The sequence below is a fragment of the Gordonibacter pamelaeae genome (assembly GCF_003340385.1).
GTDB lineage: Bacteria > Actinomycetota > Coriobacteriia > Coriobacteriales > Eggerthellaceae > Gordonibacter > Gordonibacter pamelaeae.
The window spans coordinates 14,487-33,469 of sequence record NZ_PPTS01000006.1; the positions used below are offsets into that span (position 1 = coordinate 14,487).

The following is an 18,983-nucleotide window of genomic DNA, read 5'->3' on the forward strand; positions in this document are numbered from 1 at the left end:
GCGCGCCCCCGGTTGCTACTCTTCGATGTCGTCGTCCTCGGCATCCTCGGAGGCGGCTTCCTCGTCCTCCTTGGTGGTCAGCCCGAAGCCGAGCGACCCCACGGAGCCCAGAAGCGCGTCCAGCTCTTCCAAGTTGCGCTGGTAGGAGCGGGGCGGCAGGGCCTCGCCCAGCATGTCCTCGCCCTCGGTGTTGAAGGTCGGAGGCTCGTCGCCGCCGATGAGGATGGTGTCGTCGGGCGAGAACACCATGTCCAAGAGCTGCGACATGTCGTCGCTCGTGGCGGCGAGGTCGTCCTCGATCACGTGCGAGAGGCCGCGTTCCGCCAACCCCTCCTTCAGCTCCTCGATGGCCTTTACGCCGATGCCCTCGATGCGCAGCAGGTCCTCCTCGGTGTGGCCCACGAGGTCGGCCACCGTCTCGATGCCCGCCTCGCTGAACTTGTTGGCCCAGCGCTGCGACACGCCCAAGTCGTCGTAGATGTACAGGCGCGCGTCCTCGTCGGTGAGCTGCGGGCCGCGGTGCCCGAGCGACAGGCCGCTGTAGTAGCTGCCGTAGTTCGTGCCCATGTTGAGGTAGCCGTCGCCGTCAAGCGACCAGTCCTGCGGCTGGGGCAGCAGCTCCTCGATCTCGCGGAGCGCCTCGGGGGCGAAGTCGGGCAGGTTCTCGCCCTGCACGCCGGAAACCGGGCGGCCCTTGTAGGTGAGCCCCACCTCGCGGTAGCGCGGAAGGCCCGTGCCCGCCGGGATGGGCTTGCCGATGATGACGTTCTCCTTGAGGCCGGCCAAGTGGTCGGTCTTGCCCTCGATCGCGGCATCGGTGAGCACCTTGGTGGTCTCCTGGAAGGAGGCCGCCGACAGGAACGAGTCCGTGGCGAGCGACGCCTTCGTGATGCCCAGCAAGAGCGGCTGGCCCACGGGAGGCTCCTTGCCCTCGGCGATGAGGCGGTTGGCCTCGTCCTCGAACTCGAAGCGGTTGACCTGGCGGCCCGGCAGGTAGTCGGAGTCGCCGGCGTCGGTCACGGCCACCTTGCGCAGCATCTGGCGCGAGATGACCTCGATATGCTTGTCGTTGATGTCCACGCCCTGGCTCACGTACACGCCCTGCACCTGGCTCACGATGTAGCGCAGCGTGGTGTTCGGGTCGGTGAGGCGCAGCAGGTCGTGCGGGTTCACGGAGCCCTTGGTGAGCTGCTGGCCCACGTGCACCTCGCACCCGTCCGTCACGCCCGGCAGCATCTGGGCGCGGGCGCTCACCACGTACTCGCGGAAGTTGCCCTGCTGGTCGTGGATCGTGATGGTCTTGGACTGCTTGTCGCCCGCGATCTGCAGCGTGCCGGAGATCTCCGCGAGGACGGCGAGGCCCTTGGGCTTGCGCGCCTCGAACAGCTCCTGGACACGGGGCAGACCGTGGGTGATGTCCTCGCCGGCCACGCCGCCGGTGTGGAACGTGCGCATGGTGAGCTGGGTGCCCGGCTCGCCGATGGACTGGGCGGCGATGATGCCCACCGCCGTGCCGATGTTCACCGGGCGGCTCGTGGCAAGGTCCCAGCCGTAGCACTTCTGGCACACGCCGTGCTCGGCATGGCAGGTCATGACCGTGCGGATGACCACCGTGTCGATGCCGGCCTCGTCCATGGCGCGCAGCTGGTCCATGCGCTCCACGTACTCGCCCGCGGCCAGCACCACCGTGCCGTCGGCGCCCTTGGCGTCCTCCAGCAGGCAGCGGCCGATGAGGTTGTCGTCCACGTCGCCCTTGTCGTTGTGCAGCGGATAGGGCACCCCGTCGGTCGTCCCGCAGTCGATCTCGCGGATGATGACGTCCTGGGCCACGTCCACCAAGCGGCGGGTCAGGTAGCCCGAGTCGGCGGTACGCAGCGCCGTGTCGGCGAGACCCTTACGGGCGCCGTGCGTGGAGATGAAGTATTCCAGAACCGACAGGCCCTCGCGGAAGTTCGCCTTGATGGGTCGGTCGATGATCTCGCCCTTCGGGTCGGACATGAGGCCGCGCATACCGGCCAGCTGGCGGATCTGCTTGATGTTGCCTCGGGCGCCGGAGAACGCCATCATGTAGATGGGGTTGAACTTGTCGAAGTTCTCGGCCATGGCCTCGCCGACCTCTTCGTTGGCGGCGTTCCAGATGTCCACGACCTGCTTGTGGCGCTCCTCCTGGCTCATGAGGCCCATCTCGTAGTCCTCGTCGATGGCCGCGACCTTCTCGTCGGCGGCCGCCAGGATCTCGCCCTTGTTCGGCGGCACGGTGGCGTCGTACACCGACACGGTGACGCCGGCGCGCGTGGCGTAGTGGAAGCCCGCGTCCTTGAGGCCGTCCAGGATGGGCGGCACGCTGGACAGCTCGTAGCGGTTGCACACGTCCTCCACGAGACGGCTGATCTCCTTCTTGTTCATCTCGTAGTTGAGGTACGGGTAGTCCTCGGGCAGCACGTTGTTGAACGTGATGCGGCCGATGGTGGTCTCGATGCGCTCGCCCGCCTTGTGGTCCTCGAACGTGTTGTACGCCGTGGCCACCTGCGTGTCCTTGGAGAGGCGCACCCAGATCTTGGCCTGCAGGTCCAGCTCGGCGCGGGCGTCGTAGGCGTTCATGGCGTCGTCGAAGTCGATGAACGCGCGGCCCTCGCCCTCGAAGCCGTCGCGGGCGGCCGTGAGGTAGTACAGGCCGATGATCATGTCCTGGGTGGGCACGGTCAGCGGACGGCCGTGGGCCGGCGACTTGATGTTGTTGGCGGACAGCATGAGCACGCGGGCCTCGGCCTGCGCCTCGGCGCCCAGCGGCACGTGCACGGCCATCTGGTCGCCGTCGAAGTCGGCGTTGAAGGCGGTGCAGACCAGCGGGTGCAGCTTGATGGCCTTGCCCTCGACCAGCACCGGCTCGAAGGCCTGGATGCCCAGGCGGTGCAGGGTAGGTGCGCGGTTCAGCAGCACGGGATGTTCCGTGATGACCTCTTCGAGCACGTCCCACACGTAGCTGGCGCCGCGGTCCACGGAGCGCTTGGCCGCCTTGATGTTCGCGGCGTACTCAAGCTCCACCAGGCGCTTCATGACGAAGGGCTTGAACAGCTCCAGCGCCATCTGGCTCGGCAAGCCGCACTGGTGCAGCTTCAGCTGCGGGCCCACGACGATAACCGAGCGGCCGGAGTAGTCCACGCGCTTGCCCAGCAGGTTCTGGCGGAAGCGGCCCTGCTTGCCCTTGAGCATGTCGGAGAGCGACTTCAGCGGGCGGTTGCCCGGGCCCGTGACGGGGCGGCCGCGGCGGCCGTTGTCGAACAGGCTGTCGACGGCCTCCTGCAGCATGCGCTTCTCGTTGTTGACGATGATCTCGGGGGCGCCCAAATCCAGCAGGCGCTTCAAGCGGTTGTTGCGGTTGATGACGCGACGGTACAGGTCGTTCAGGTCCGACGTCGCGAAGCGGCCGCCGTCCAACTGCACCATGGGGCGCAGGTCGGGCGGGATGACCGGGATGACGTCCAGGATCATGTCCGTGGGCTTGTTCGTGGACTTCAGGAACGCGTCCACCACCTTGAGGCGCTTGATGGCCTTGGCGCGCTTCTGGCCCTTGCCGTTGGCAATGGTCTCGCGCAGCTCCTCGGCCACGGCGGCCAGGTCCATGGCGTCCAGCAGGTCGCGCACGGACTCGGCGCCCATGCCGCCCGTGAAGTAGTCGCGGTAGTTGAGGCGCATCTCGCGGTACAGGGCCTCGTCAGGCACGAGCTGCTTCGGCTCGATCTTCATGAAGGCGTCGAACGCGTCCTGGCGCAGGGCCTTGCGCTCGTTGAACTCCTCGTAGATGTCGGCGATCTCCTCGTCGACCTCCTCGGGCGTCAGGCGCTCGTCCTCGTCGACCTCGTCAACGAAGTCGTCGTCCTCGGGCACGTAGCTCGTGGACAGCTTGCGCGTGGCCTCGATGAGGCGGTCGCGCTCGGCGTCCAGCTCCTCAAGGTCGGCGGCCAGCTCGTCGCGCAGCTCGTCGGCATCCTCCTCGCGGGCCTCCTTGTCAACCGAGGTCACGATGGAGGAGGCGAAGTACAGCACCTTCTCCAGCTCTTTCGGCGGGATGTCCAGCAGGTAGCCCAGGCGCGAGGGCGAGCCCTTGAAGTACCAGATATGGCTCACCGGCGCGGCCAGCTCGATGTGGCCCATGCGCTCGCGGCGCACCTTGCTGCGCGTGACCTCCACGCCGCAGCGCTCGCACACGATGCCCTTGAAGCGCACGCGCTTGTACTTGCCGCAAGCGCACTCCCAGTCCTTCGTGGGACCGAAGATCTTCTCGCAGAACAGGCCGTCCTTCTCGGGCTTGAGCGTGCGGTAGTTGATGGTCTCGGGCTTCTTCACCTCGCCGCGCGACCAGCCGCGCACGTCCTCGGCGTTGGCAAGCGAAATACGCAGGGCGTCGAAATTGGTAACGTCGAATTCCGTCGTCATCTATCGCTCCTCCCCATCCCCGATGAGGTCGTTCGTTCCATTATCGTCAGAGATGTCTCCCATGAGCTCTCCCAGTTCGGCGGCGATGTCGTCGAGCGCGTTCGCCGCATCTTCCTCGGTCTTGCGCGCGTCGGCCGCGATGGCCTCGAACAGCGCGCGGTCTCCGTCTTCCTGTCCCTCGGACTCCACCGTCACGTCGATGGTCTGGTGGTCGTGGCCCTCGAGCTCCACGTTCAGGCACAGGGACTTCATTTCCTTCACCAGCACCTTGAAGGACTCGGGCACCTCGGCGGCCGGGATGTTCTCGCCCTTGACGATGGACTCGTAGGACTTGACGCGGCCGGCGGTGTCGTCGGACTTCACGGTGAGGATCTCCTGCAGCACGTTGGACGCGCCGTAGGCGTAGAGCGCCCACACTTCCATCTCGCCGAAGCGCTGGCCGCCGAACTGCGCCTTGCCGCCCAGCGGCTGCTGGGTGATCAGGCTGTAGGGGCCGGTGGAGCGGGCGTGGATCTTGTCGTCGACCATGTGGCCGAGCTTCAGGATGTAGCTCTGGCCGACCGTGATGGGCTCGCGGAACTTCTCGCCCGTGCGGCCGTCGTAGAGCCACGTCTTGCCGGTGCGGGACAGCTGCGGCACGAACTCGTCGCGCGCCTTGTCGCCGTACTTGGCGTGGTTGATGTTGATGAGGTTACGGTTCGCCTTCTCGATGGCATCGGAGATCTCGCGCTCCGTGGCGCCGTCGAACACGGGCGTGGCCACGTGCATGGGGCCCTCCACCACGGCGTCCGTCTCCTCCGCGTCGTCCCAGCCCCACTTCGCGGCCCAGCCCAGGTGGTTCTCCAACAGCTGGCCCACGTTCATACGGGACGGAACGCCGAGCGGGTTCAGGATGACGTCGATGGGGGTGCCGTCGGCCAGGTAGGGCATGTCCTCCAGCGGCAGCACGCGCGAGATGACGCCCTTGTTGCCGTGGCGACCGGACAGCTTGTCGCCCTGCTGCACCTTGCGCTTCTGCGCCACGTAGATGCGCACGAGCTCGTTCACGCCGGGAGCCAGCTCGTCGCCGGCCGCGCGGCTGAAGCGCGCCATGCCGATGACGCGGCCGCCGGAGCCGTGGGGCACCTTGAGGGACGTGTCGCGCACCTCGCGGGCCTTCTCGCCGAAGATGGCGCGCAGCAGGCGCTCCTCGGCCGTGAGCTCCGTCTCGCCCTTCGGCGTGACCTTGCCCACCAGCACGTCGCCCGGGAACACCTCGGCGCCCACGCGGATGATGCCGTCGGCGTCCAGGTCGCTGATCATGTCGTCGGAGATGTTCGGGATCTCGCGGGTGATCTCCTCGGGGCCGAGCTTCGTGTCGCGCGCGTCGATCTCGTACTCGGAGATATGGATGGACGTGAGCAGGTCCTCGGACACCACGCGCTCGGACACGATGATGGCGTCCTCGTAGTTGTAGCCTTCCCACGGCATGTAGGCCACCATGAGGTTCTGGCCGAGCGCGAGCTCGCCGCCGTCGCAGCTGGGGCCGTCGGCCAGCACGTCGCCCTTCTGCACCTCGTCGCCCTTGCGCACGATGGGGCGGTGGTTGATGCAGCCGGACTGGTTGGAGCGCTGGAACTTCGGCACGAGGTACTCGTCGTACTCGCCGTCGTCGTTCAGGATGATGATGGTCTGGCCGTCCACGTAGTCCACGACGCCCGGGTTCTGGGCGACGAGTATCTCGCCGGAGTCCACCGCGATGCGGTGCTCGATGCCGGTGCCCACGAGCGGCGCGTTGGGGCGCAGCAGCGGCACGGCCTGGCGCTGCATGTTCGAGCCCATGAGGGCGCGGTTCGCGTCGTCGTGCTCGAGGAACGGGATGAGCGAGGTGGCCACCGACACCATCTGGCGCGGGGACACGTCCATGTAGTCCACCTGGCTGGGCGGCAGCTCGTCGGGCTCGCCGAAGACGCCGTTGGCGTCCTTCGTGCGGCAGAGCACGCGGGCAGCCACATGGAACTCGCCGTTCTCGTCGAACGTGCCGAACTGGCGCGTCTCGGGGTCGAACAGGTCGTTCGCCTGGGCGATGACGTAGTTCTCCTCCTCGTCGGCCGTGAGGTAGTCCACGTCGTCCGTGACCTTGCCGTCCACGACACGGCGGTACGGCGTCTCGATGAAGCCGTAGGGGTTGATGCGGGCGTAGGTGGCCAGCGAGCCGATCAGGCCGATGTTCGGGCCTTCAGGCGTCTCGATGGGGCACATGCGGCCGTAGTGGGACGTGTGCACGTCGCGCACCTCGAAGCCGGCGCGCTCGCGGGACAGGCCGCCGGGGCCCAGGGCCGACAGGCGGCGCTTGTGCGTGATGCCGGCGGCGGGGTTCGTCTGGTCCATGAACTGGGACAGCTGCGAGGAACCGAAGAACTCTTTGATGGCCGCCACGATGGGGCGGATGTTCACCAGGGACTGCGGCGTGATCTCGTCGGGCTCCTGCATGCTCATGCGCTCGCGCACGACGCGCTCCATGCGGGACAGGCCGATGCGGAACTGGTTCTGGATCAGCTCGCCCACCGTGCGGATGCGGCGGTTGCCGAAGTGGTCGATGTCGTCGGTCTGGAAGTCCTCGGCGCCGGCGTGCAGGCCCACGATGTACTGCATCGTGCGCACGATGTCGTCGTCGGTGAGCGTGGAGGCCTCGTAGTCCGGATCGAAGCCCAGCTTCTTGTTGATCTTGTAGCGGCCGACCTTCGCCAGGTCGTAGCGCTGCGGGTTGAAGAACAGGCCCTCGAGGAGCGTCCGGGCGGAGTCGATGGTGGGCGGCTCGCCGGGGCGGAAGCGCTTGTACAGCTCGATGAGCGACTCTTCCTTCGTAGTGGCCGGGTCGCGGTCGAGCGTGCGCAGCACCATCTCGTCGGAGCCGAGGAGCTCGATGATCTCCTCGCGCGTCTCGGCCAGGCCGAGGGCGCGCACGAGCAGCGTGGCCGGCTGCTTGCGCTTGCGGTCGATGCGCACGGACAGGATGTCGCGCTTGTCGGTCTCGAACTCGAGCCACGCGCCGCGGCTCGGGATGACCTTCGCATTGTAGATGGTCTTGTCGGACGTCTTGTCGCGCTCGGCGGCGAAGTAGACGCCCGGGGAGCGCACGAGCTGGGACACCACGACGCGCTCGGTGCCGTTGATGATGAAGGTGCCGCGCGGCGTCATGAGCGGGAAGTCGCCCATGAACACGTCCTGCTCCTTGATCTCGCCCGTCTCGCGGTTGATGAAGCGGATCTCCACGAACAGCGGCGCCTGGTAGGAGACGTCCTTCTCCTTGCACTCGTCAACCGTGTACTTCGGCTCGCCGAACTCGTGCTTGCCGAACTCCACGCACATGTCCTTCGTCGAGTTCTCGATAGGGCTGATGTCGTGGAAGGCCTGCGCGAGGCCCTCGCCCTTGAAAAACTCGAAGCTGTCGGTCTGGATGGCTATGAGGTTGGGGACGTCCATGACGTCCGGAATCTTGGCGAAGCTGCGGCGGTTCCTGTAAAGGCTGGTGGGAGCGCTGTTTTTTGCTTGGGCCACGAGGCTTTTCCTCCTTCAAGAAAATCCGTGAAACTGCGAAAAGTCGCAATTTCTAAAAATACTTCGGTTGTCAAGAGGTGTCAAGGAATATTTTTACGAACTGTGGTGATTTGCTGGAGTTTCACGGGTTTAGCTGGGGAAATAGAGAGGAAACTTTTTGGTGGCGCGAAGGGTTTTGGCGCGCTTGGCGCGCTGCGCACCCCATGCCGGCGCGGCATCCCCGACACGGGCGCCCGGCCGGCCGACGGGAACGCGCCCGGCCGATCGATGGGAAGAAGGGAAGCGCCGCATCCCTATGCGTTGCGCGAGGCCCCTGCGCGCGGTGCCCTCTTTTTCGGCAGGTTCGGTCAAAAAATGAGCGTTTTGGCAATCTCAAAGCCGTCATTTCGCTCGCGAGCTGCGGGCGTTCTGCCATGTGCTTGACGTTTCCCCTGCTCAGGAATGCGACGTATTTCAAGCAGCCGGAAGAGCGCGCGGCGGCGATTGCCAAACCGGCCGTTTTTTGGCACTCGACAGCCCCTAAGCCGACAAGCGCCCGCGACCGCACGTTCCGCACGCACACGGGCGCCCCACGCGGCATCGCAGGATCAAGCAGGATGCGGCTTGGAGCAGGATGCGGCTTGCACGACGCGCCGCGGAGGAATCGGCAGGAGGCAGCCTATACGGAACACGGCGCCGCCCCGCCCGCCAGGGTTGCCTGGTAGCGCGCCAGGAGGGCGCAGGGCTGGTAGCTCAGCTTGTTCTCGCGCAGGCCGGGAAGGCCCAGGTCCTCCTCCAGGTTGAGGAACTCGGCGCGGGGGGCCACGGTGCGGGCCAGCTCGCGCAGGAGGGCGCGCCAGATGTAGCGGAAGTCCAGGTTGCCCTTCAGCACCATGACGTCGAAGGCGCCGCCGGGCAGGAGGGACCCGTAGGCGTAGCCCTGCACGTCGCCGGCGATGCGCAGCAGGATGCCCTCCAGGCCCAAGGCCTCGAAATGGTCCAGGTCGAGCGCGATCTTGCGGTGCTCCAGCTCCAGGGGGTGCTCCTCGGTGCCGCGGCGGCGGCTCCCCTCGTGCCAAGCCTGCTGGAACGCGCGCAGCTCGTCGAGGCAGGCGGGGACGACGGGCTCGAAGGACACATCGTCGCCGTAGAGCTGGAAGAACTTGTTCGTCTCGCGGCGCTTCTTCGCAAGCGCCGGGCCCGCGTAGGCGGCGATGTCCCGGGTGCGGTAGAGGTAGTCGGCGAAGGCGCGGTCGGTGGAGAACGCGAACATGCCGGGCAGCGCCTCCTCGAGGCGCTGGCGCTGCGAGGGGGTCACGCCCACGAGCACGGGTCGCTCCCCCGCCCCGGCCGCCTCCTCCAGCAGGCGGGCGATATCGGCAACGACGTCCTCCCCGCCGAGCGGCGGGTAGTACGCCACGGCCCCCGGGAGCCGGCGACGCTGGCGCACGTGCAGCGCGCGCCCCTCGAGGCGGACCTCCGTGCCGTACTTCTCCGTGAGCGAGTACAGGTTGGCGAACCCGAGCGCGGAGTCGTTGCGCCCGAGCGGCGCGAGCACCTGCTCCACGGCGTCTTTGTCGGCAAGCTGCAGCGTTCTGTATTCCATGGGTCGCTTTCCTCGGGGCTTTTCCTCATGGGCGCATAGGCGCCGGCCTCCTAGTGTAGACGAACGCGCTGCGGGCGAACAGCCTCAGGTTCGCAACGCCCGATGCCCCGCAGGACGCTTCGCGCAAGGATAAACGCCGGGGGATGCCGAAACGAAGGCGGTTGTTCGCCCCCTGCCGCAACGCAAGGAGTACACTGTCAATCAACCGTTGAAAGGTCCTGCCATGTACCACAAGACGCTGCGCATCAACCTGTTCGGCATCGAGCCGCCCGTGGAGGAGGCCCTGCGCCGCGCGGCGCCCCTCGATCGGTTCGAGCATGCGGTCGAGGCCTTCCCCGCGCTGGAAGCCGAGGCGTTCTGCTCCTGCGACATCGCCGTCGTCGACCTGCGGCTCTTCGCCGACGCGCCGGGCGGCGCCCGGCCGTCGCGCTGCCTTGCGGACCTCATGGCGAGGCGGCGCATGCGACTCGACACGTTCTACAGCGCCGTGGCGGTCGTTGCCGACGCCGCCGAGGCGGCATGCTGGACGCCGGAGGACTACGGGGCGTTCGACGCGCTGTGGACGCGACCGCTCGACGCGACGCGGGCCGCTTTCGAGCTCGCCCGGCTGCAGCGCTCGGCGAAACGCGACGCCGACCTGTCCCTCGCGCAGCAGTACCTCGACACCGCCATCGACTCCATACCCGAGCTCGTGTGGTTCAAGGACGCGCGCGGCGCCCACCTCAAGGTGAACGACGCGTTCTGCGAGACGGTGGGCAAGACGAAGGACCAGGTGGAGGGGCGCGGACACTACTATATATGGGACATCACGCCCGACGAGTACGCGCAGGGAGAGTTCGTGTGCCTGGAATCCGAGGAGGAGACCATGCGCTCGAGCACGACGCTCCTGTTCGACGAGCAGGTGAAGACGAAGAGCGGCATGCGCCAGTTCAAGACGTACAAGTCGCCGCTCATCGACTACGACGGCACCGTCATGGGAACCGTGGGGGTGGCCCACGACGTGACGGATCTGGGAAACATAAGGACCGAGCTGGAGATATTCATCGACTCGATGCCCTACGCCGTCGTGGTGCTCGACAACGAGGGCGCCATCGTCAACATCAACGAGCGCGCCGAGGACTACTTCGACGTGAAGCGCGAGCGCGTGGTGGGCGGCGACTTCGACCGCTGGCGGCGCATCGTGCTGGGGGATGCCGTGGTGGATGCAAACGACTTCGAGGACTCGAGCTTCTTCACGGCGTCCATACGCGGGGAGCCGAAGACGTTCGAGGTCAACGAGCGCGCCATCCTCGACGTGTTCGGCAACGCGACGGGGGTGCTGCGCATCTACCGCGACGTGACGAACGAGCGCAAGCTGGAGCAGCGCGTGATAGCCGCCGCGCGCACGGACTACCTGACCGGGCTGTACAACCGGCGCTACTTCTACGAGCACGTGGAGGAGCATCGCGGCAGCCAGCCGGTCACGCTCATCACGTTCGACCTGGACGATTTCAAGGACATCAACGACCGCTACGGCCATGCAGCCGGCGACGCGGCGCTCGGCATGACGGCGAAGACGCTGCGCGAGGCGTTTCCCGACGGGTTCGTGGTGCGCTGGGGCGGCGACGAGTTCGTGGTGGCGCTCATGGGAGAGCGGTCGATCGAGCGGACGGAGGCGACCGTGCGCGCGCTGCTCGCGGACCTGGCGCGCGAGTCCGCGGCAGACGGGAGCGCCTGGGCGGTCACGGCGAGCGCCGGCATAGCCGCCACCGACGACCCCGCGCTGCCCATCGACGCCCTCATCAGGAAGAGCGACGAGGCGCTCTACCGCGCCAAACGCGACGGCGCCTCGCCGCGCTTGGCCGAGCCGAGCCCCGCCTGAGGGCGGGCGTCAGGCCGCGGCCCTGCCGGATGCCGGGGACCGGCAGGGCCCCCGGCATCCGGCGCGCTACGACTTCTCCACCCTGAAGTCCCCGCTGGCCAGGTTCACGTGCACGGCGGTGAGCCGTCGCCGTGCACGTAAGAGCCGCCCTGCTGCACGGTCTCGAAGGCGCTGGAGAAGCTGCCCGACGCCTTGCTGACCTTGGCCGTGAAGCCCGTGTCGGCGGGCAGGGCCACGCTCACCTGGCCGCTGGCCAGATCAGCGCTCACCTGCTTCGGAGCCGCGCCCTGGCAGACGACGTCCAGCTGGCCCGATGCCGTCTTCGCGCTCACGCGCTCGGAGAACGTGCCCTCGGCGCGCACCTGGCCGCTGGCCACGTCCACGTCGAGCGCGGCGGCGGCGAGGCCGTCCGCGTCGATCTCGCCCGACGCCAGCTTGAGCCGGAGCGTGTCGCAGCCGATACCGGCCACGCGATAGTAGCCCGACGCGCCGTCGACGGTCACGGCGCCGAGGCTCTGCGCGTAACGCTCGGGGATGCGCACCTCGAGGCGCTTCTGCCCCAGCGCGAAGCACGACCACCAGCTGCCGTAATCCACCTTGAGCGTTCCGCCGGACACGCTCCAGCGCATCTGCTGCGCCTTCGTGAGGCCGGTAGGCGCCGTTTCCACGAGCTCGATGACATCGCCCGCCCCGTCGTCGACCACCGAGATGTCCACCGAGCCGGCCGCCCAGCTGACGGACAGGTTCCTCACGCTTTTCGCGTCCACGCTTGCATTGCCCATTTCCGTTCCCCCTCCAAGGTAGATCCCCTGCGAGCATCCGCGCATCGACCCCGCGCCCGCCACGGCGAACAGCAGCAGGGCCAGCGCGACGATGAGCGCTATCTTGACATACGACGACCGGGTGAGCCTTGTCATGTCCACCACCCGTCCTTACCGGCGCCCGGCCCGATAGTTCGGGTCGTTCTCGATGATGCGGGCTATCCAGTAGTACAAAGGGATGGTGAGGAAGATCACCCATGCAGGGTGCCAGGCGCCGAAGAGGAACCCGACGAGCAGGAACAGGATGACGCACAGCACCGGGTAAGGGAACGTCATCCACGGGCTGCGGCGATGCGGGCCCGGTGCGTCGCAGGGGCCCGCCTGCTGCTGCGGCGGAACGGGCGCGCCGTAGCCGGGCTGCTGCACCGGCGCAAAGCCGTGCGGCGGAGGCGGCACGGGCGCGCCGGCGTAGGGATGCGGGGCGGGTCCGGCCGGGGCCGGGGCCGCCGATGCGGCCGGGGCCGGGGCCGCAGCGGCTACCGGCTGCTGGGCCGACGCGGGCGCCGTTTGCGAAGCGGCCGGGTGCGCCGACTGCGGGGCCTCCGGGCGGGCTGCCGCCTGGGCTGCAACCGCCGCAGCGGCAGCCGTCGCGGCCGCGGCGCTGGCAGCTGCGGCCGCCTCGCGCGCCTCGGATTCGGCGGAAGCGGCGCGGTCGGACGACTCGAACGTCACGTCGTCGGCGATGTCCGCCTCCACGCGCACGAGCTCGTCGAGCGTGACGCCGTACAGGTCGGCGAGCGCGATGAGGTTGCCCGTGTCGGGCGACGACTCGGCGCGCTCCCACTTCGACACGGCCTGGCGCGACAGCCCCAGCCGCGCGGCCAGCTCCTCCTGGCTGAAGCCCTTCTCGCGCCTCATCTCGGCTAGGCGTTGGGCGATTTCGACGTTCATGAACGATCCCTTTCTCGGCGTTGGCGTCATGAGTACCTCTTTCTCGCCCTCCAGTGTGCGGTAGCGCACCCGGTTGCACCAGCATCTCTGGTAACCATTTTACGCAACCGCCGGTTGCCTGCCCGTGTGAAAAGGGATTTTGCGACGAAGCACGCCGAAACCCATGACATTTGTCATGGCGAGGGGCCTCCTGCCGCTGCGGCGGCCCCGGCAGCGCATGAGACCTGGGGATGGCGTGCGAGAGCCCCTACCGGGCGGCGTCGCGCAGGGCCTTGAGCTTCGCCAGGGTGGACGGGTCGATGCGGGAGGCCACGGTGTTCTTCTCGGCCACCTTCGGGGTCTCGTCGAGGCGGGCGTCGTCGTAGTAGCGGTCGACCTCCAGGCTGAAGCCGTTCGCGCTCATGCGGTCCACGCCGAAGCCGAACACGGTGTCCTGGATGGTGGCGTCGCTCGTGACCACGAGCGTCTCCACCTGGCGCTCGCGCGCGTCGTGCGCGAGCTTCTCGATGACCTTGTCGGCCGACTGGCCCGCCGGGCTGAACATGATGCGCACGCCGCCCACGCTCTCGGCCTCGCCCGTGGAGAACTCGTTGCGGCCGCCGTCGAACACGATGATGGCGCGCCAGTCGCGGCCGGCGTAGTTCACCACGTCGTTGATGAGGCGCTCGCGCGCCGTGTTGAACGCGTCGTCGGTGTAGTCGGGCCCCGTGATCTCGCGGTAGCGGCTCCCCGACCGCAGCACGTTGTACCCGTCCACGATCAGCAGTTTTTTGCGTTGCTTACTCACCATAGGTCCAAATCAGTCAGCGAGGGCGGCTGCGGTGCCCGAGATCGTGGGGAGGGCGAGGGCGAAGCGTACTTCGGTACGCGAGTCCTCGGCCTCGCCGCGAGATCGGGCAACGCAGCCGGCCGCAGCGTCGGCCCGTTCCGCCGTTCGGAGAACGGCGGAACCTAGTAGTTCTGCCGCAGCCATTCGTACATGCAGGCGGTGGAGGCTTGGGCGACGTTGAGGGAGGCCACCTCGCCCATCTGGGGCAGCTTCACCAGGAAGTCGCAGCTCTCCTTCACCACGCGGGACAGGCCCTCCGCCTCGTTGCCCATGACGAGGGCGATCTTGCCCTTCAGGTTCGAGCGCCAGATCACGTCGTCGGTCTGCTCGCTGGCGCCCGCCACCCAGAAGCCGCGCTCCTTGAGGCGCGCCATGACCTGCACGAGGTTCGGCACCTGTGCCACGGGCAGGTGTGCGATGGCGCCGGCCGAGCTCTTGTAGGTGGAGGCATCCACCTTCGCGCTGCGCTTGTTGGGTATGACCAGGCCGCATGCGCCCACGGCCTCGGCGCTGCGGGCGATGGCGCCCAGGTTGCCGGCATCGGTGAGGTGGTCGAGGATAACCACGAGCGCGCGGCCCCCGTTCTCCTCGGCGTACGCCTCGGCGGCGCGTTCGATCACGGTGATGTCCACATAGGCGTGCGGCTTCGTCTCCGCCATGACGCCCTGGTGGCTGCCGCGCTCGGACTTGTCGTCCAGCGTCTTGCGCGGCACCGTGGTCACGTCCACGTCGAAATGCTTCGCCTTGCGCAGGATGTCCTCCACCAGGCCGTCGCGCTTCGCGTTGTCGGCCAGAAGGATGCGCTTGATGGGCACCTGCGTGCGCAGCGCCTCGATGATGGGGCGTTTGCCCTCGATGTAGTCTGCCATGGGTATCGCTTTCCGCAGGCGGCCGCGAGGCGGCCCTGCGCGTTTCGGGTTCGGTATCGAGTAGAAAGTGTACCACGCGGCGAACGGCACGCGCGGCGCTTCGATAAAAACTGCGTCAATCGCCCAGCGGGGGCAGCGGCTTCGCCAGGGCGCCGCCCTCGGGGTACGCCATGCCCTCCAGGTAGGGAACGGCGCGGTTCTTTCCCTCGGCCTTGGCCCGATAGAGCGCGATGTCGGCCCGACGGTACAGCTCGGAGAACGGGTGCGGCTCGGATTCCACCACCACGCCCACGCTCAGGCTGACGTCGCGGGGGAAGCCGCGGTCGGCCGCCATGGTGCGGAACGCGTCGATGAGGGCCTCGGAGCGCTCCATGGCCACGCGCGGGTCGTACACGTCGCGCATGAACACCATGAACTCGTCGCCGCCCAGGCGCGCCACGATATCGCTCGTCCGGAAGAGCGTGCGGGCGGTGTCCACGAACGCCGTGAGCAGGTTGTCGCCCACCAGGTGGCCGAACTTGTCGTTGACCGACTTGAAGTAGTCCACGTCGGCCAGAAGGCATGCGTAGGACACGTCGGGCTGCTTGGAGGCGCAGTACTCTCGCAGGCGGCCCTGCAGGTACGAGCGGTTGTAGGCCCTGGTCAGCGCATCGGTCGAGGACTGCTCCAGCAGTTCGTACTCCTCGGACACGTCCACGATCTTGCCCACGTACTTCACGACCCGGCCCCGGGCATCGTAGATGCGGCGGCCCATGACGCGCTGGTGCACGAAGACGTCCTGCTCGCTTTCGCGGCCGAAGAAGAACATGGGCCGCAGGCGGTACACGTGCACGTAGTCGTCGCGCCCGTCGCCGCGCTCGGGCTGGGCCTGCGACAGCTTGCGCGCGTCGGCCGCATAGCGCACGCGGTCGTCGGGGTGCACGAAGCCGTCGAGGCCGATCGTGTCCAGGCAGTGCTCGATAACCAGCTTGTTGCGCCTGATGTCGGGGCTTTTGCCGAAACGGGTGGAGAACAGGTACAGGGTATCGCGCCCCACGTCGTATTCGTAGATGACGTCGTCGGACAGCTCCGAGACGATCTCGTAGCGCTCGCGCTCCACCTTGGCCTGCGAGAGCACGGCGTCGAGGTCGACCGCGCCCACGTCGCGCGCGGTCATCCTGCGCGAGGCGAACGGGTCGTCCGGCGCGTGGGGGGCCGAGCTGTGCATGTGGACGATGAGCCAGTCGTCGCCGACGGGAGCGTACACGAACGTCAGGCGGCGCTCGTACTCGTCATCGGAAGGCTCGCCCTCGGCGTCGCCCTTCGTCGCGCGCGTGCGCAGGCTGGACAGCACGACGGTGCAGGTCTCGTTGCGGTAGGCGAGATGGCATTCGTGGGATACGATGCGCGACCCGATACGGCGCGCGAACGCGCAGGAGGCGCCCAGCAGGCGGGCGACGGCATCGGTGTCGAAGGCGTGGAGCTCGCTGGCGTAGCCGTAGCAGGTTGCGCGCACGGGATCGAGGCAGGACAGCGCAGCATCGAGGTCGCCCCGCTCGTAGCAGGCCTCCACGAATTCCCGGGTCTTGTCGACCAGCAAGAATGCCAGGTTCCCCATATCGCCAGCTTTCGCATCCATCGCAGCCTACGGCACGTCGCCGCCGTCTTAATTGAGGGCACCATACTAGCATAGTGTCAAGGCAAAAAATGCCCCCCCCCCCCCCGAATTTTTCATCAGTAACCCATAGGGTGATGTTTTCGACACCTTTTCCGCACATTCGGCGCGCTCGGGGCGCTTCGGGCGAGAGGCCGGCCGACGCTTTCCGGCAGCGTCCCCCGCTAGCGCGCCGCGCGCCCGCTTTCCTGGCGGCCCGCGCCCCCGCTCGCGACATTCCCCGGATTCGCATCCCCGCTCGCACCGTCGCGGCGGTTCGCATCCTCGCCCGCACCGTCGCGGCATCCGGCATCCCGGCCCCCGTCGTCCCGGCATCCGGCGTCCTCGGGGCGCTCGCCCTCGCAAGCCGCACGGCAGTCCCCGTCATGGCCGGCCCTCTTCCGCGCACGCAGGCGCTTGCGCTGCCGCCGCACCGAGATGCGGTCGCCGCCCTGCAGGAACACGCCCGCCACCACGCGACGCGCTTTGCCCAGGCCGCGCGCCACATGCGGGGTGAGGTCCGCCTCGTTACGCGTCTTCCAATCGAAGTACACGCTCCAGTAGCGCAGGAAGCCCACCGTGAACACGCAGGCGATGCCGGCCACCACGAGCGGCACGCCCGCATAGGCCAGCACGGTGAACAGCAGCGCGCCGCCCAGGCCCGCCACCGCGTAGAAGTTCGACTGCTGGAAGATGCCGGGCGTCTCGCCCACGCAGATGTCGCGCACGGCGCCGCCGCCCACGGCCGTTATGGCGCCCAAGATGACGGTGAGCACGAAGCCCTCGCCGCACGCGTACGCCTTGGACGCGCCCGCAAGCGCGAACAGGCCCACCGACAGCGCGTCGGCGAAGAACACCATGGCGTCGAGGTGCTTGAAAAGCCCGCGGAAGTAGAACACGAACGCGCACAGCACGATGCACACGAGGATGAGGTCGGGATGAGAGGTGAAGTACACGCCCTTGTCCTGCAGCAGCACGTCGCGGATTATGCCGCCGCCGTAGCCCGTGACCAGGCCCAGCACCACCGTGCCGATGATGTCCAGCTTGCGGTCGCACGCGAACAGCGCGCCGGTGAGCACGCCCACCACCACAGAGAAGTAGTCGATGCCCCACGGCACCGTGAGCACCTGCCCGTCCGCGAACGCCGAGCCTATGAGTTCCGCGATGTCCATGCGCGCCTTCCCGTGGAGTCCTGCCTGCGCTGCACAGTCTCGCCATTTTGCCGCCGGAGGTCAAGCGGGGGCACGGCGCGCCCGCGCGGGACCGGGAGTCGGGAAGCGGGGCAGAGGGGTGCGCACAGGGCGCGGCGCTCTTGCGGCTGCAGAAAGCCGGAGGGCGGACGGGGCGGGCCGTGCCCGGCGGTTGCAACCGCCGGCACGGCGCTCGGGCCGGGGGGGGCAGGCTCCGTGCACTTTCGATGAGGGGCGCACGAAACTTCTGCGAACTGGTATGATACGGCTCAACCGAAAACGGCTGGCGCGACGCCCCAAACGCATGCGCCGGCCGGCAGGGCGTCCGCGTCCGCCCGCCTGCTCGCTCTTGACGAAGGGGTACGCTGTGAACAAGAAGATGGTGCTCGCAACCGCGGCCTGCGTCGTAGCCGCAACGCTCACGCTGTCGGGATGCAACTCGGAAGTCGAGGAGCCCAACGTGCCGGCGGATGGCAGCTCCGCAGCCGCCTCCAGCGGCTACAGCTACACGCTCACCGATGCCGAAAAGCTCAAGGCCCTGGCCGTAGGCGAGACGGCCGTCTGGCGCGACTACGAGGTAACGGTGACGTCCGTCGACCGCGCCGACGACAAGCTCACCGCGCACGTGACCGTGAGGAGCCATACGCTGCCGCAGACGCTCGGCGCCGACTGCCTGCTGTCGTTCGGCATGCCGCCGGTGGGCTCGTCGTTCGACGACGGCACCATCACCGTGCCGGCCGGCGAAGAGGTGTCGGGCACGCTCACGTTCGACGACCAGTACGGCTCCGAGCGCCTGTTCTGGAACGACGGCGCCACCGAGGGCACGTGGGACCTCACGCTGCCCGCCGTGCAGCCCGCCCAGGAAGGCGGGAACGAGGGCACCCAGCCGGCCAAGACCGACGAGCCGAAGTCCGAAGAGTCGAAGCAGCAGGAGCCGAAGAAGGACGCGGCCGCCGAGGCGCAGAAGCAGGCCGTGGCCGCCCTGGAGGCCGAGATGCCGTCGCTCTTCACCAACAACACGTTCTACACGTTCCAGGGCGTCGACACCTCCACCGCCACCGTGACGCCCCAGGAAGGCGGCGGCTACGAGTACGTGAACGACGTATCGATCATCGGCGCCGACGGCGTCACGCCGACCACCGCGAACGTGCGCCTGATCTGCGAGCCCAACGGCAACTGCATCTCCATGACCGTTGACGGGGCGTTCTTGTTTTAGGGAACCGCTGATTAATTTTCGGATTCGGCTTTTTCATAGGGCAGGCACGTGCTTGCCGCTCGATTGCGCGACGATGTCCGCTCGCATTGCCCTGTTTCTTTGAATACGGTA

At 67.7% G+C, this 18,983-nt stretch carries 11 protein-coding genes; 2 read left to right on the top strand and 9 right to left on the bottom strand.

The features are described from left to right. Positions 1 to 15 precede the first annotated feature (15 nt). The 3 genes from C1877_RS09935 to C1877_RS09945 form a co-directional block, all read right to left on the bottom strand. Positions 16 to 4,437, bottom strand: a complete 4,422-nt coding sequence (locus C1877_RS09935) for a DNA-directed RNA polymerase subunit beta' (RefSeq protein WP_114569082.1) — start codon at positions 4,435 to 4,437, stop codon at positions 16 to 18. After that, a complete protein-coding gene (gene rpoB, locus C1877_RS09940) occupies positions 4,438 to 7,977 on the bottom strand; it encodes a DNA-directed RNA polymerase subunit beta (protein WP_041239345.1) in 3,540 nt (1,179 codons plus the stop codon). 658 nt (positions 7,978 to 8,635) lie between these two features. Then, positions 8,636 to 9,562: a DUF2156 domain-containing protein gene (locus C1877_RS09945; protein WP_015539613.1), complete on the bottom strand. Its 927-nt coding sequence runs from the start codon at positions 9,560 to 9,562 to the stop codon at positions 8,636 to 8,638. Between the two features lie 223 nt (positions 9,563 to 9,785). Here C1877_RS09945 and C1877_RS09950 point away from each other — a divergent pair, with 223 nt between their 5' ends. Next, positions 9,786 to 11,423 carry a diguanylate cyclase domain-containing protein gene (locus C1877_RS09950; protein WP_114569083.1) on the top strand — a complete coding sequence of 546 codons (1,638 nt, stop codon included), beginning with the start codon at positions 9,786 to 9,788 and terminating at the stop codon, positions 11,421 to 11,423. 104 nt (positions 11,424 to 11,527) lie between these two features. Here the strand turns inward: C1877_RS09950 and C1877_RS09955 are convergent, their stop codons facing one another. The 6 genes from C1877_RS09955 to C1877_RS09980 form a co-directional block, all read right to left on the bottom strand. Continuing rightward, positions 11,528 to 12,340, bottom strand: coding sequence for a DUF4097 family beta strand repeat-containing protein (locus C1877_RS09955; RefSeq protein WP_244909851.1), 813 nt, complete (start codon positions 12,338 to 12,340; stop codon positions 11,528 to 11,530). Positions 12,341 to 12,355: 15 nt separating this feature from the next. Then, positions 12,356 to 13,135 carry a helix-turn-helix domain-containing protein gene (locus tag C1877_RS09960; protein ID WP_114569084.1) on the bottom strand — a complete coding sequence of 260 codons (780 nt, stop codon included), beginning with the start codon at positions 13,133 to 13,135 and terminating at the stop codon, positions 12,356 to 12,358. Between the two features lie 247 nt (positions 13,136 to 13,382). Further along, complete coding sequence (locus C1877_RS09965; RefSeq protein ID WP_114569183.1) at positions 13,383 to 13,922, bottom strand: NYN domain-containing protein; 540 nt, start codon at positions 13,920 to 13,922, stop codon at positions 13,383 to 13,385. Between the two features lie 164 nt (positions 13,923 to 14,086). After that, on the bottom strand, positions 14,087 to 14,833 hold the full coding sequence (rlmB, locus tag C1877_RS09970; protein ID WP_015539611.1) for a 23S rRNA (guanosine(2251)-2'-O)-methyltransferase RlmB: 747 nt from the start codon (positions 14,831 to 14,833) through the stop codon (positions 14,087 to 14,089). 115 nt (positions 14,834 to 14,948) lie between these two features. Continuing rightward, positions 14,949 to 16,430 carry a GGDEF domain-containing protein gene (locus C1877_RS09975; RefSeq protein WP_041239344.1) on the bottom strand — a complete coding sequence of 494 codons (1,482 nt, stop codon included), beginning with the start codon at positions 16,428 to 16,430 and terminating at the stop codon, positions 14,949 to 14,951. Positions 16,431 to 16,651: 221 nt separating this feature from the next. After that, entirely contained in the window at positions 16,652 to 17,638 is a 987-nt protein-coding gene (locus C1877_RS09980; protein ID WP_227155448.1) for a trimeric intracellular cation channel family protein, read from the bottom strand. Between the two features lie 385 nt (positions 17,639 to 18,023). On the opposite strand from C1877_RS09980, the gene C1877_RS09985 reads away from it, so the two are divergent. Continuing rightward, entirely contained in the window at positions 18,024 to 18,872 is an 849-nt protein-coding gene (locus C1877_RS09985; protein WP_041239343.1) for a hypothetical protein, read from the top strand. Positions 18,873 to 18,983 lie beyond the last annotated feature (111 nt).